Source organism: Achromobacter kerstersii (genome assembly GCF_902859595.1).
GTDB classification, from domain to species: Bacteria; Pseudomonadota; Gammaproteobacteria; order Burkholderiales; family Burkholderiaceae_B; genus Achromobacter; species Achromobacter kerstersii.
This window is the reverse complement of the sequence record NZ_CADIJQ010000001.1, coordinates 713,140-725,689: the sequence shown is the minus strand read 5'-3', so window position 1 is coordinate 725,689 and position 12,550 is coordinate 713,140. Positions and strand designations below refer to the sequence as shown.

The 12,550-nt window shown below is 65.0% G+C and carries 10 protein-coding genes; 4 read left to right on the top strand and 6 right to left on the bottom strand.

Translation table 11 applies throughout. The features are described from left to right. Window positions 1-109 precede the first annotated feature (109 nt). From HV765_RS03105 to HV765_RS03095, 3 genes are all read right to left on the bottom strand, one after another. Window positions 110-1,849, bottom strand: a complete 1,740-nt coding sequence (locus HV765_RS03105) for an acetyl/propionyl/methylcrotonyl-CoA carboxylase subunit alpha (RefSeq protein ID WP_175168743.1) — start codon at window positions 1,847-1,849, stop codon at window positions 110-112. A 17-nt stretch (window positions 1,850-1,866) separates the two neighbouring features. Further along, a complete protein-coding gene (locus HV765_RS03100) occupies window positions 1,867-3,477 on the bottom strand; it encodes a 5-oxoprolinase subunit B/C family protein (RefSeq protein ID WP_175168742.1) in 1,611 nt (536 codons plus the stop codon). 68 nt (window positions 3,478-3,545) lie between these two features. After that, window positions 3,546-4,313 (bottom strand): LamB/YcsF family protein, encoded by a 768-nt coding sequence (locus tag HV765_RS03095; protein ID WP_175168741.1) that lies wholly within the window; start codon window positions 4,311-4,313, stop codon window positions 3,546-3,548. A 206-nt stretch (window positions 4,314-4,519) separates the two neighbouring features. Here HV765_RS03095 and HV765_RS03090 point away from each other — a divergent pair, with 206 nt between their 5' ends. Then, window positions 4,520-5,188 (top strand): GntR family transcriptional regulator, encoded by a 669-nt coding sequence (locus tag HV765_RS03090; protein ID WP_054426776.1) that lies wholly within the window; start codon window positions 4,520-4,522, stop codon window positions 5,186-5,188. On the opposite strand, the gene HV765_RS03085 is transcribed toward HV765_RS03090, so the two are convergent. Then, window positions 5,155-6,603: a PepSY-associated TM helix domain-containing protein gene (locus HV765_RS03085; RefSeq protein ID WP_175168740.1), complete on the bottom strand. Its 1,449-nt coding sequence runs from the start codon at window positions 6,601-6,603 to the stop codon at window positions 5,155-5,157. The genes HV765_RS03090 and HV765_RS03085 overlap by 34 nt on opposite strands. A 124-nt stretch (window positions 6,604-6,727) precedes the next feature. Continuing rightward, a complete protein-coding gene (locus HV765_RS03080) occupies window positions 6,728-7,255 on the bottom strand; it encodes a hypothetical protein (protein ID WP_254600420.1) in 528 nt (175 codons plus the stop codon). Between the two features lie 214 nt (window positions 7,256-7,469). Here HV765_RS03080 and HV765_RS03075 point away from each other — a divergent pair, with 214 nt between their 5' ends. Together HV765_RS03075 and HV765_RS03070 are read left to right on the top strand one after the other, a co-directional pair. Next, the gene (locus HV765_RS03075) at window positions 7,470-7,853 is read left to right on the top strand and encodes a hypothetical protein (RefSeq protein ID WP_082387214.1); all 384 of its coding nucleotides are present in this window, start codon (window positions 7,470-7,472) and stop codon (window positions 7,851-7,853) included. A gap of 11 nt (window positions 7,854-7,864) precedes the next feature. Then, on the top strand, window positions 7,865-8,092 hold the full coding sequence (locus tag HV765_RS03070) for a hypothetical protein (RefSeq protein WP_054426779.1): 228 nt from the start codon (window positions 7,865-7,867) through the stop codon (window positions 8,090-8,092). A gap of 134 nt (window positions 8,093-8,226) precedes the next feature. Here HV765_RS03070 and HV765_RS03065 read toward each other — a convergent pair whose 3' ends face one another. Then, window positions 8,227-8,949 carry a ribonuclease activity regulator RraA gene (locus HV765_RS03065; RefSeq protein ID WP_175168738.1) on the bottom strand — a complete coding sequence of 241 codons (723 nt, stop codon included), beginning with the start codon at window positions 8,947-8,949 and terminating at the stop codon, window positions 8,227-8,229. A gap of 645 nt (window positions 8,950-9,594) precedes the next feature. On the opposite strand from HV765_RS03065, the gene HV765_RS03060 reads away from it, so the two are divergent. Next, on the top strand, window positions 9,595-12,519 hold the full coding sequence (locus HV765_RS03060) for an autotransporter family protein (RefSeq protein WP_175168737.1): 2,925 nt from the start codon (window positions 9,595-9,597) through the stop codon (window positions 12,517-12,519). The last annotated feature ends 31 nt before the right edge of the window (window positions 12,520-12,550 follow it).

Sequence of the window (12,550 nt, the reverse complement as noted above, 5' to 3'; positions counted from 1 at the left end):
AATACTGTTTTAAGACTTCTGTTATTTCGAACTGGCGATTACGGCGGCGGCTCGGAGGGTGAGCGCCGCCGCGTAGGCGATAGGGCCGTTGGCGGCGGCCCGCTTTTGCTCAGTCAATACGGCCAATCGACGCGCCCGCTGCCACCGCCTGCCCCGGCGCGGCTTCGTGCTTGAGCACGCCGTCGCGATGGGCCAGCACCTGCATTTCCATCTTCATGGCTTCCATCGTGGCGATCAGCTCGCCTTGCTTGACGGTGGCGCCGTCGCCGGCTTTCCAGGCCTGGATGGTGCCGGCAATGGGGGCCGCCACGCTTTGCGCGCTGGCCGTGGCCGCCGCATTGCCAACCGCACTGTCGCCCGCTGCCGCTGCGCCTGCGGATTGCAGGCCGCGCAGCAACTCGGCCGGAAGCCCGAGCGACACGCGCTTGCCGTCAATCTCCACCGCCGTGCGGTGCAGGTTCACCGCGCCCAACGGCGCCGGACGCACGGCGGCTTCCAGGTCATTGGCAAAATCGGTTTCGATCCAGCGCGTATGCACCTTGAAACTGGCGCCGTCGCCCAGGAAGTCGTCATGCGCCAACACCGCGCGATGAAACGGCAGCACCGAGGCCACGCCGTCGATACGGAATTCCGCCAGGGCGCGGCGGGCGCGGGCAATGGCTTGTTCGCGCGTGGCGCCCGTGACGATCAGCTTGGCCATCAGCGAATCGAACGTGCCCGGAATGGTCGAGCCCGATTCCACGCCGCTGTCCACACGCACGCCCGGCCCCGACGGCGCGGCGAAGGTCGTGATACGGCCCGGCGACGGCAGGAAACCCCGGCCCACATCTTCGGCATTGATGCGGAATTCAATGGCGTGGCAACGCGGCGCGGGCTCGGCGTCGATTTGCAGCGGCAGGCCATCGGCAATGCGCAGCTGCTCCACCACCAGGTCCAGCCCGCAGGTTTCTTCGGTGACGGGGTGTTCCACTTGCAGGCGCGTGTTGACCTCCAGGAACGAAATGGCCCCCGACGCGCTCAGCAAAAATTCCACGGTGCCTGCGCCCACATACCCGGCGTGCGCGCAGATGTCGCGCGCCGATGCATGGATGCGCTGGCGTTGGTCGTCAGACAGGAACGGCGCGGGCGCTTCTTCCACCAACTTCTGGTTGCGGCGTTGCAGCGAGCAATCACGCGTGCCCAACACCACGACCTTGCCGTGCTGGTCAGCCAGCACCTGGGCTTCGACGTGGCGCGGGTGGTCCAGGAATTGTTCGACGTAGCATTCGCCACGGCCAAAGGCGGTGACGGCTTCGCGCACGGCCGACTCATAGAGTTCGGCCACGTCTTCCATGCGCCATACCACCTTCAGGCCGCGGCCACCGCCGCCAAACGCCGCCTTGATGGCAATCGGCAAGCCGTGTTCTTGCGCAAACGCCAGCACGTCTTCGGCGCCAGTGACGGGGTCGGCCGTGCCAGCCACCAGCGGCGCGCCGACTTCCAATGCGATCTTGCGGGCCTGGACTTTGTCGCCCAGGCGTTCGATGGTGTCGGGCGACGGGCCAATCCACGTCAGGCCAGCGCCGATGACGGCGCGCGCAAACACCGCGCTTTCCGACAGGAAGCCATAGCCCGGGTGCACCGCATCTGCGCCGCTGCGGCGCGCCGCGGCAAGCAGCTTGTCGATGTTGAGATACGTGTCGGCCGGACGGTCGCCGTCCAGGCCGTAAGCCTCGTCGGCCATGCGCGCATGCAGGGCGTCGAAATCGGCATCCGCGTAGACGGCGACGGACTTCACGCCGTAGTCGGCGCAGGCGCGGATGATGCGGACGGCGATCTCGCCACGGTTGGCAATCAGGACTTTCTTCATGGCTGGCATGGGTCTGGTTAATTCGTTGTGACCGGCGCGGCGGGGACATCAACCGGGACGAAGTCGGAAACGGGGTTGAAGCGCACACGCGCGCCAATGGGAATCTGCGCCGCGCGGTCCAGGTGCCAGGGGGCAACGGAACCGATCACCGGGTAGCCGCCCGTGAGCGGATGGTCGGCCAGAAACAGCACGGGTTGGCCGCTGGCCGGCACCTGGATCGAGCCTTTGCGCGTGCCCTCGCTGGGCAGTTCGGCGTGGTTGGCGCGTTGCAGCGGCGTATCGCCATTCAAGCGGATGCCGACGCGGTTGGATTGCGGGGTGACGGTCCAGGCTTGGCGCGACAGCAACGCCACGGCATCGGCATCGCACCAATCGGTGCGCGGCCCCAACACCACGTCCAGCACCACCTCGGTGTTCTGAACAGGCAAGTCTGCCGCGGGCAATTCCGGCGCGCCCACGATAGCGCCCTGCCCGGCCGGCAGAATGCCAATGCGGTCGCCAGCGGCCAAGGGCTCGGGGCCGACGCGGGCCAAGGTATCGGTAGACCGGCTGCCCAGCACGGGCTCGATATCAAAGCCGCCGCGCACCGCCAGGTAATAGCGGATGCCGGCGTCGGGCTGGCCCAGCGACAGCGTGTCGCCGTCGTTCAAGGCAATGGCTTGATGGCCTGGCACGGACCAGCTGGCGCCAGACGTGTCACGCAACGTCAGTTCGCCACGCGCACCCGTCACGGCGACCACGCACGCGCCATGCGCACGCATCTGAAAACCCCCGTAGACGATTTCAATGCAGGCATCGCCGGGCGCATTGCCCACAAGCCGGTTGGCGGCGCGCAACGCGCCGCGATCCATCGCACCCGATGCGGCCACGCCCTGGCGCGCCTGGCCGGGGCGGCCCAAGTCTTGGAACACGGCTTGCAGGCCGGATGCCACCACGTCGATTGCCGGCGATCCGCCAGCCATGCGCGGGGCGCTGGCGGACGCGGTTGCGGCCGGGGTATCGGACGCGGCGGGCAACGGGCCGGCGTCGATGAACCGGACGCGGTAACCGGGTTGCAGCAAGGCGGGCGTGTCGCGCGACAAGTCCCACATGGGGGTCGGCGTTACGCCAAGAATCTGCCAGCCGCCGGGGCTGGCTTGCGGGTACACGCCGCTGAAGGTGCCTGCCAGCGCCACGGCGCCAGCGGGAATACGGGTGCGCGGCGTCTTGCGGCGCGGCACATCCAGCGTGGGGTCGCCACCGCTTAAGTACGCGAAACCCGGCGCAAAGCCGGTGAACGCCACGCTGTAGGTGCCGCCCGTGTGCCGGCGCACGACCTCGTCGCGCGTGATGCCGAGCAGGCCGGCCACGTCGTCCAGGTCTTCGCCGTTGTAGTGCACGGGAATTTCAACGAGCTTGCCGTCGCGTGCGACGTGGCCGCTGGTGTCGCGGCTGCCGATGTCGGCAATGAGCGCGTCGCGGGTCACGGCTTCCGGGCGGAAGATGACCAGCACGGTGCGCGCAGCCGGCACCAGCTCGGTCACGCCAGGAATCGGCTGCGTCTGTAGCGCGGCGAACAGGGCCAGCGTCTGCTCAAGATCGTCAAGCTCAACGAGCAGCGCATCGGTGTTTACGGGCAAAAAGCGCACGCAGTCTCCTAGACGGAAATTTCCGGGGCAACGTCAGTGGTCAGTGGGAAATGGCGGCAGATAAGCGTTCAGGCCGCGTCAGCAAACGATTTGATCGCCACGCCAGCTTGCTCCAGGCGGCGGCGCACTTCACGCGCCATGTCCACCGCGCCGGGGCTGTCGCCGTGTACGCAGATGGAATCCGCTTGAACGCGCGTCAGGCTGCCGTCGATTGCTTCAACAACGCCCTCTTCCACCAGACGCAGCATACGCTGCGCAACCGCTTCCGGATCATGCAGCACGGCGCCCTTTTCACGGCGCGACACCAACGTGCCTTGCGGCGTATAGGCGCGGTCGGCGAAGGCTTCGGCCACCACACGCAAGCCGCGTTCGCGCGCCAGCGGGATCAGCGGCGAACCGGCCAGCGCGACCAGAATCAGCGACGGATCAATCTCCAGCATGGCCGTGATGACGTCGTTGCCCTGGCGCGCGTCGTGCGCAATGGTGTTGTACAGCGCGCCATGCGGCTTCACATAGCGCACCGGAACGCCAGCGGCGGCGGCCAGGCCTTTCAGGGCGCCGATCTGATAGATGACATCGGCGATGAGGTCGGCGCTGGCCACATCCATATTGCGGCGGCCAAAACCGGTCAGGTCCGGATAGGACACGTGCGCGCCCACGGTCACGCCATTGGCGGCGGCCGCTTTCAGTGTGGTCAGGATGCCGGCCGGGTCGCCCGCATGAAAACCGCAGGCCACGTTGGCGCTGGAAACCACCCGAAGCATTGCGGCGTCGTCGCCCATGCTCCAGGCGCCCAGGCTTTCGCCCAAGTCGCTGTTCAAATCAATCCGTGCCATGTCACTATTCTCAATTCACCGGCGGGTAGACAGCTGTAGAACCGTAGTTACAGATGTGTTCTACAAAACGGATTGAATGGTAGATCAGAATAGACACGACTGCCTATCAGTATTTGCCCCAGCACAGTACGAAAAAGGCAATATTGAGGGACAAAATGGCGGGGCTGTCGGATACACTCCGGTTTTTCCCCCGCCCATTCGTGCCCATGATTGATCCGAACGCGCACCAGACCCTGACCGATAAAGTCACCGAACAGATCCGACGCCGTTTGATCAATGGCGAGTTCGCGCCCGGACAACGCTTGTCCGAAGCGACGCTGACGCAGAGTCTGGACGTATCGCGCAATACCTTGCGTGAAGCGTTCCGCAATCTGACCAAGGAAGGCTTGCTGACGCATTCGCCTAACCGGGGCGTGGCGGTGGCGGTACCCAGCATGGCGTCCATCATCGACATCTACCGCGTGCGGCGCATGATTGAATGCCAGGCGCTGGCGCAGGCTTACCCGCACCACCCGGCGCGCCAGCGCATGCGGCAAGCCGTGGACAACGCCCTGGCCTGCCGTGAACAACAAGACTGGACGGGCCTGGGCACCGCCAACATGGCCTTTCATATGGCTATCGTGGAACTGGCCGACAGCGACCGCCTGAACGCCATGTTCTCGTTGCTGCTGGCCGAGCTGCGGCTGGTCTTCGGCTTGTTGCAAGACCCGGAATTCCTGCACGCGCCCTACGCCGAAATGAATGCGCGAATCTTGCGCTGGGTGGAAGCCGGTGAGTTCGGCGTGGCCGCCGATGCGCTCAAGGACTACCTGGCGCAGTCCGAGCGCATCGTGCTGGCCAGCTATGCGCGGCGCGTGGGCGGCGACGGCGGCTGAACGCGCCACGACCGCAGCGCATCCACCACCACAAACGCCAGCAGGCTCACGCCCATCACCGGCAGGCACCATCCCAAGGCCGCCGCCAACGCCGCCGCCGTAATGCGGCCCGGCCACGACAGGCCCGCCCAGGCTTGCGTCAGCGTTTGCGCCGTTGCACCCGCCGCCGGCCGGCGCAGCCACCACATGCGATAGCCCAGCACAATCATCACGGTCAGCGCGATGCCAATGGCGCCCATCAGCAGCTGATTCGGCCAGCCGAACAGAATGCCCATGTGCATGTCGACGCCCCAGCGGATCAGTTTGGCGATCAGCGGAAAGGTGGCGAAGTCGGCGCGGCTGGTGATGGTGTAGGTGGCCGGATCAATCGCGATGGTGTCGACCTGCGTGGGCCAGGAACGGTCAACTTCACGTACCGTCCACGCCTGATCCGCCGTGCGCGGCGGCCGGATTTCCAGCTGATTGCTGTCAATGCCGCCTTGGCGGGCCGTCTGCAAGATGCGGTCGATATCGCCCGCCGCGGCCGGCGTCGGCATGGACATCGAAGCCATTCCCGCCATGCCGCCGTGATGATGCGCGTGTTCGCCGCCCGCCTCCGCAGGCGCTGCCTGGCCCGCCGAATCCCCCGCCACCGGCAGTTTCAACGACACCGACGGCGTGATCCAGCCCAGCTGTGCGCGCAGTTGATCCACGCGTCCGCCCGCCCAGTTCGACCACGTCAAGCCAGTGGCCGACAAGAACATCAGGCCCACCGCCAGCCACAAACCCAGCAGCGTATGCCAGCGCCGCGTGCGCAAGCGCGGGCTGCGTGCCGTGTTGGCGGCAGCCGCTCGGCGGCGGCCGGCCAGCCACAGCACCAGCCCGCCCAAGGTGGCCAGCCACATCCAGGACGCGGCCAGTTCGCTGTAATTGCGGCCCAGTTCGCCCAGCATCAGGTTGCGATGCAGATAGTCCAGCGTGGTGCGAAACGGCAACGTGCCGCTGGTGCCGTAGACGATCATGTCGCCCTTGATGTCCAGCGTGGCCGGGTCGACGAACAGCGCCCGGCTTTCAGAATCGCCCAGCCCCGGCTGCGTGAACATGACCCGGGTGGTGTCGCCCGGCCCCGGCGCGGGGCGCACGGCGAACAGACGTGGCCCCTCGCCGATGCGGGCGCGCGCGGCCTCGACCTGTTTGGCCAGCGGCTGGGCCGGGCCGGTGGACGACGTGCGGAGCTGGTCTGCATAGAGCAGGCTTTCGATCTGGGGCGTCAGCACGAACAGCGTGCCAGTCACGGCGGCCACCAGGATGAAGGGGCCGACGAACAGCCCAATGTAAAAATGCAGGCGCGTGATCAGCGCCAGCACGGCGCTGCGTCCCGCCGTTTGCGCGCGCGCAGGCGCGGCGGCGGGGGAATCCAGGGTTTGGGTGGACATGGAAGCCTCGAATACAGATGTCGAATACGGATGCCGAATAGGAATTCGATCCGGGTTTCAAATACGACGGCGCAGCCCTGCCCGGGCGGCCGTCACGTGCGCGATGCGCGCACAACAGAAACGGTTATTCGAAAATCGAGGGAGGCGCCCGCTGCCCCAGCGGCGGACCTGCGGCGGGCATGGGCGGACGCGGGCTGTCCGCCAGAAACGGTTTCTGCGCCAGCCAGCGCAACAGCATGGGCGCCAGCGCCACAACCGGCGGGACGTCCAATACCTGATGGGCACTTAAGCCGAACGGGCACTCTTGCCCCGCCCCGCTCGTGTCGCCATGGCCCGCGCCAGGGTCATGGTGGCCATGATGCGGGTCCAGCTGCGGGTCTTGGTGCGGGTCTTGATGCAGGCCTAGCTGTGGGTCTTGATGTGGGACTTGATGATGGTCTTGCTGCACGGATAGCGCCTGAAGCGCCGCCAGCGTCCCGCCACCCGCCGAGCAGAATCCCAGCGCCAGCCGCCCTTGCCGCAACGCGTCCGCATCCGGCATATAACCCACCGGCACCCAGGCGCGCGCCACCAGCAACAGCAACAACAACAGCCGCCCGACATCGGCGGCTGTGGCAAAGCGGGGGTATCGACAGGAAAAACCGGGTCGCATGCGTCCTATCCGTGGCGCCAGAAATTGCCAGCGCCAAGGCGGCATTTTACTCAGGCTGTCTGGGCGCGCCACCTGTTGCATTCTGCTTGCGGTTGCCCTCTTTCGAGCATAAATTGATCGAACCCGTTTTTTTCAATGGACACATTGCGTGCCCGGGAAGAACTCGGCGTCGAAAGGTTGTTTTTTATCTTTTAAGCCCGCGAGGAGCGTTGCGATGAAAGTGAAACACCTGCTAGCCCCGACAGCCGTTGCGCTGTCCCTGCTGTTCACCACGCCTGGCGTGGCCCAACCCGCCGATCCGGCGCCCCTGATTACGGGGAAGCAATGGACGGAATCAGACGCCAGCCACAAGAAAGCCTTTCTGCTGGGCGTTGCCAACCTGCTGCAAGTCGAACGCGCGTATCAGGACAAGCGCAAGTTGAACGACACTCAGACCCTGGTTCCCCGGTTCTCGACCGGGCTGCAAAACCAGACACTGGACTCGGTGCGCGAGAGTCTGGACAGATGGTATGCCGCGAATCCCGCGAAGCTTGACCGCCCCGTGATGGAGACGCTGTGGTTTGAGGTCGTCGCACCTGGCGCGAAGCGCAAGCCTTGAAGGAGCCCATCATGAAAATGATTCGAACACTAGCCATCGGCATTGCAATTGGCACGCTTGCCGCCTGCACGAACATGACGCCCAAGCAGCAAGGGACGGTGTCGGGCACGGCCATCGGCGCGGCGGCGGGCGCGGGCATTGCCGCCATTGCGGGCGGCAGCGCCTGGACCGGCGCCGCCATCGGCGGTATTGCGGGTGGCGTCGCGGGCAATATCCGCGGGGGCAATTCGGGGTACTAACGCCACCGGTTATGGATGCCACCCCTCGCCCGGCGTTCGGATCGTTCGTGATCCGCGCCGGGCGATTTAGTTGGGCTTGACGCGCCGCCTTGCTGCGTGGGCGGTTTGCTGTCCCTGCGTATTTCTACCCTCGCCTATTTCTGCTGTTCCCGCCACGCCTGGTACTTGGCCTGGTTTTCCTGATTGGGCGGATACAGCCCCGGCAGTTTTTCTCCTGCTTCGACCTGCTGCATGATCCAGCCTTCCAGCCGTTCCTGCTCGATGGCGATTTCCACCACTTCGTCCAGCAGCGCCGCCGGAATCAGCACCCCGCCGTCGCGGTCCAGCACGATGACGTCATTGGGAAACACGGCCACGCCGCCGCAACCCACGGGTTCCTGCCACCCCACGAACGTCAAGCCGGCTACCGACGGCGGCGCCGCCGCGCCGCTGCACCAGACGGGCAGCCCGGTGCCTTCCACCCCTTCCAGATCCCGCACCACGCCGTCCGTCACCAGCGCCGCCACCCCGCGTTTTTGCATGCGGGCGCAAAGGATGTCGCCAAAAATACCCGCGTCCGTCACGCCCATGGCGTCGACCACGGCAATGCACCCTTCTGGCATGTCTTCGATGGCCGCCCGCGTGGAAATGGGCGATGCCCATGACGCGGGCGTGGCCAGGTCTTCACGGGCCGGCACGAAGCGCAGCGTGAACGCACGCCCCACTATCCGCTTGGCGCCAGGCGCCAACGGCTGCGCGCCACGCAACCACACGTTGCGCAAGCCTTTCTTGAGCAGCACGGTGGTCAGCGTGGCGGTGGTGATGCCCGACAGGGCCTGGACGACACGGGCGTCCAAGGGCTGGGGTGCAATCGTCATGATGCGAATTCTCCGAAGGTTGCCTTGAATGGTTGTTGATTGTGGCGCCAGACAAACCTCGGCACAACGTTGAATTTGCAGATTCAGAAAACGCTTTTTCTATCATTGCGGAGGGGTTCGCTCGCGGCATCGCGCCCGGCAATATTGATTAACCGGTATGCGTCTTTTTTGGGGACGCATGAGAATCACAGGAGTAGGCATAAACAATCGCCTTTCTTGTGACTTTGAACGGCCCCCAGCTCCGTAATATCGCACGACCTTAATCGCTGTTTTATTCAAATTGATAAATGCACGATTGCTTGGCCCGATTCGCGGCAACCCGGTTTCTGCACGATGAAGAATAAATAACCGGTCCGTGAAGTTATCGCTTGATTTTTTGCTTCAGATTTTTTTGCTTCAGATTCCACGGCGCGGCTCCGATCCTGATGCCAGGACGCATGCAACGTGCCGTCTTGCTCGATTTATTTCCCTTGGTCTGCGCCATGGCTTTCAACGTTGCACGCCGTGATTGCTGCCGCCCCTATAAATTGTTGAAAAGCGAAAATGCCTCCTTATCCCCTGAAACGACAGTCGACAATCCTCGCCTTGCGTGCGATCGGCCTGACTGGTGCGTATGCGCTTAGTTTGTTATCGGCATCACCAGCGATGGCCCAGTTGACCACCTGGAACGGATCGCAAAGCAGCCAATGGCAAGACGCGCTGAACTGGACGCCGAATACGCTGCCGACCCTTTCGAGCTTTCTCTATATCAATAGCGTGACACCCAATGCTCCTGTCATTGATAACGTCAGCGCACAGGCCGGCACCGTGTTTTTGGGCGCCGTTGGCGGGCCTTCGCTCACCGTGCAAAACGGCGGACAGTTAACCAGCGACTCAGCCATTATTGGCAATTCCAATAATGGTCTGGTTCCCGGCATGGAGCTGGAAAGCGGCACGGCCACGATCACCGGCATCGGTTCGAAATGGACGGCCACGTCGTTCAGCGTAGGCTTTATCGGCACCGGTACGATGACGGTGTCGTCGGGCGCGCAAGCCATTTCGTCACAAACCGCCATGCTGGGCGGCCATCTTGGCGCAGACGGCACGCTTAACATCTCGGGCGCGGGCACCAATTGGCAGTCCGGGCAGATCACGGTGGGCGCTGACGGCAAAGGCACCTTGACTATTTCCGATCAGGCAACGGCCCAAAGCGCCAGCCTGCTGGTGGGGGCAAACACCGGTTCTACCGGCACGGCGCTACTCACCGGCGCCAGTACGACGCTACAGACAACCCAGGACGTCTCGGTTGGCGCGGGCGGCAACGGTACGCTTGAAATCCGGGACGGCGCCACGGTCACCGCCGGCACCCGCACCAGCATTGGCATCAGGAATGGCGGCGTGGGAACGGTGTTGATCTCTGGCGCCGGCAGCCGCTTGTCATCGTTGAATAATTATGTCGCCGTAGGCGGCCAAGACGGGTCCAAGGGCACGCTCGCCGCCAGCAGCGGCGCGGTCGTTGACGCGTACCAAGTCATCGTCGGCTACGAAGCAGGAAGCCAAGGCACCGTGACCGCCGACGGAGCAAATACCAAGCTGAAGACATCGGGCGCGTTCCTGGTGGGCTTTCTGGGCGACGGCACCACCACCCTGACGAACGGCGCCACCATCGAGACCGCCAACCGGGTACGCATCGCCGATTCGGCAGGGTCGACCGGCATCTTGAACATCGGCGCCGCCGCGGGCGATGCCGCCACCGCGCCGGGCAACGTGCAGGCCGCGCTGGGCGTGCGCTTTGGCAATGGGGATGGCACGCTGGTGTTCAACCATACCGGCACCGACTACCAGTTCAACAGCTCCATCAATTCCATCAGTCCGGGAATGGGCGCCATAAATGTGCTGGCGGGCAAGACCACCCTGACGGGCGATTCAAGCGGCTTCAGCGGTCAGACTCACGTGCTGGGCGGCACCCTGGCCGTCAATGGCGTCTTGGGCGGTGGGCTTACCGTGGCCAGCGGCGCAACGCTGCAAGGCGGTGGCCAGGTCGGTACGACCCTGCTGCAAAGCGGCGCCATCCTTGCGCCGGGCCAAGCGGGCACCACCTTGAAAGTGGCCGGTGACCTAACGTTCTCGCCCGGCACGATTTATCAGGTGACGGCGGATTCGCAATCGTCCGCAAGCTCGCGCGTGGCCGTCACCGGCACGGCGAATCTGGCCGGGTCGGTGGTGCATGTTGGCCCGGACAGCGGCTTTCAGACGCAACGGCAATACACCATCCTGACGGCAGGCGCCGTCAACGGGCAGTTCGGCGCGGTGACCTCGGGTTACGCCTACCTGGACCCGGCCTTGCAATACGACGCCCAGAACGTGGTGCTGCAACTGGGCCGCAAGCAAGTGCCGGTGGACCCGGGGTCGCCCCAAACCCCGGACACGCCCACGCGTCCCATCGCATTCGCCGACGGTGCGCAAACGGGCAACCAACGCGCCGTCGCCAACGCGCTGGACAGCTTGCCGGCCAGCGACGCCCTGCACAATTACATCCTGACGTTGCCGGAAGGCGCGACGGCCGCGGCGTTCAACAGCCTGTCGGGTGAAGCCCACGCGAGCGTCACCTCGACGCTTACCAGTTTGAACACCACCGTGCGCACCGTGCCGTTGTCGCACCTGCGCGCCAACCTGGGCGCGGGCATGGTGCCGGGCGCCCCCACGGCGCAAGCCGGCGGCACGTTGTCGGCATCGGCACTGCCCTCTTCCGCTGCGCAGCCCGCCTGGGCCGAAGTCATTGGCAACTGGCAGACCCTGAAAGGCAACAGCGATGCCGGACAGGTACGCCAGAACACGGGCGGCGTCTTTGCAGGCGTTGACCATGCCTTGGGCGGTGGCTGGCGCCTGGGCGGCGCATTGGGATTCACCGACGGCAATGTGCGCGTGGACGACCGCTCGTCCAAGGCGGACGTTGCCGGCTATACCGCGGCGCTGTTCGGCGGCAAGGTGTTTGAAGCTGGCCCCGGCAAGCTGAACCTGATGGCGGGCGCGTCATACACCTGGCACGACATTTCTACAGAACGCTACGCCAGCGTGGCCGGCGCATCGCAAAAGTTGACGGCCGATTATGGCGCCAGCACCACGCAGCTGTTTGGCGAACTGGGATACGCGCTGCCCGTGTCTGACCGGATCAGTCTTGAGCCCTTTGCCGGCCTGGCATGGAGCGACACGCGCACCCGTGGCTTCTCGGAGTCGGGCGGGTCAGCCGCCCTGCGTGGCCAAAGCAATAGCGACACGCAGACCACCAGCACGCTGGGCTTGCGTGCGCTGACGAACTTTACCGTCGGCCGCACCGAGAGCCGTTTGCAAGCCACGCTGGGCTGGCGCCATGCCTTTGGCGATGTGCTGCCGCAAACCACCATGGCGTTCGATGGCGGCCAAGCCTTCACCGTGGCCGGCGCCCCCATCGCCCGCGATGCCGCCTTGGCGGAGCTGGGGGTGGAAGCGGCCCTTACCAAGAACGCCACCATCGGCCTGACCTACAGCGGTCAATTCGGCGGCGGCAACCGGGAAAATGCGGGTTCCCTGCATATGACCTGGAAGTATTGAGGGCGGACTCGTCGTAAAGGCGGCCCCGCTC

What these genes read in the sequence shown, in the direction of transcription:
- HV765_RS03085 (WP_175168740.1), bottom strand. Translation starts at nt 6,603, where the DNA reads ATGTCCACCCAAACCCTGGATTCCCCCGCCGCCGCGCCTGCGCGCGCG.
- HV765_RS03065 (WP_175168738.1), bottom strand. Translation starts at nt 8,949, where the DNA reads ATGACGATTGCACCCCAGCCCTTGGACGCCCGTGTCGTCCAGGCCCTG.
- HV765_RS03095 (WP_175168741.1), bottom strand. Translation starts at nt 4,313, where the DNA reads ATGGCACGGATTGATTTGAACAGCGACTTGGGCGAAAGCCTGGGCGCC.
- HV765_RS03080 (WP_254600420.1), bottom strand. Translation starts at nt 7,255, where the DNA reads ATGCGACCCGGTTTTTCCTGTCGATACCCCCGCTTTGCCACAGCCGCC.
- HV765_RS03070 (WP_054426779.1), top strand. Translation starts at nt 7,865, where the DNA reads ATGAAAATGATTCGAACACTAGCCATCGGCATTGCAATTGGCACGCTT.
- HV765_RS03060 (WP_175168737.1), top strand. Translation starts at nt 9,595, where the DNA reads ATGGCCCAGTTGACCACCTGGAACGGATCGCAAAGCAGCCAATGGCAA.
- HV765_RS03075 (WP_082387214.1), top strand. Translation starts at nt 7,470, where the DNA reads ATGAAAGTGAAACACCTGCTAGCCCCGACAGCCGTTGCGCTGTCCCTG.
- HV765_RS03105 (WP_175168743.1), bottom strand. Translation starts at nt 1,849, where the DNA reads ATGAAGAAAGTCCTGATTGCCAACCGTGGCGAGATCGCCGTCCGCATC.
- HV765_RS03090 (WP_054426776.1), top strand. Translation starts at nt 4,520, where the DNA reads ATGATTGATCCGAACGCGCACCAGACCCTGACCGATAAAGTCACCGAA.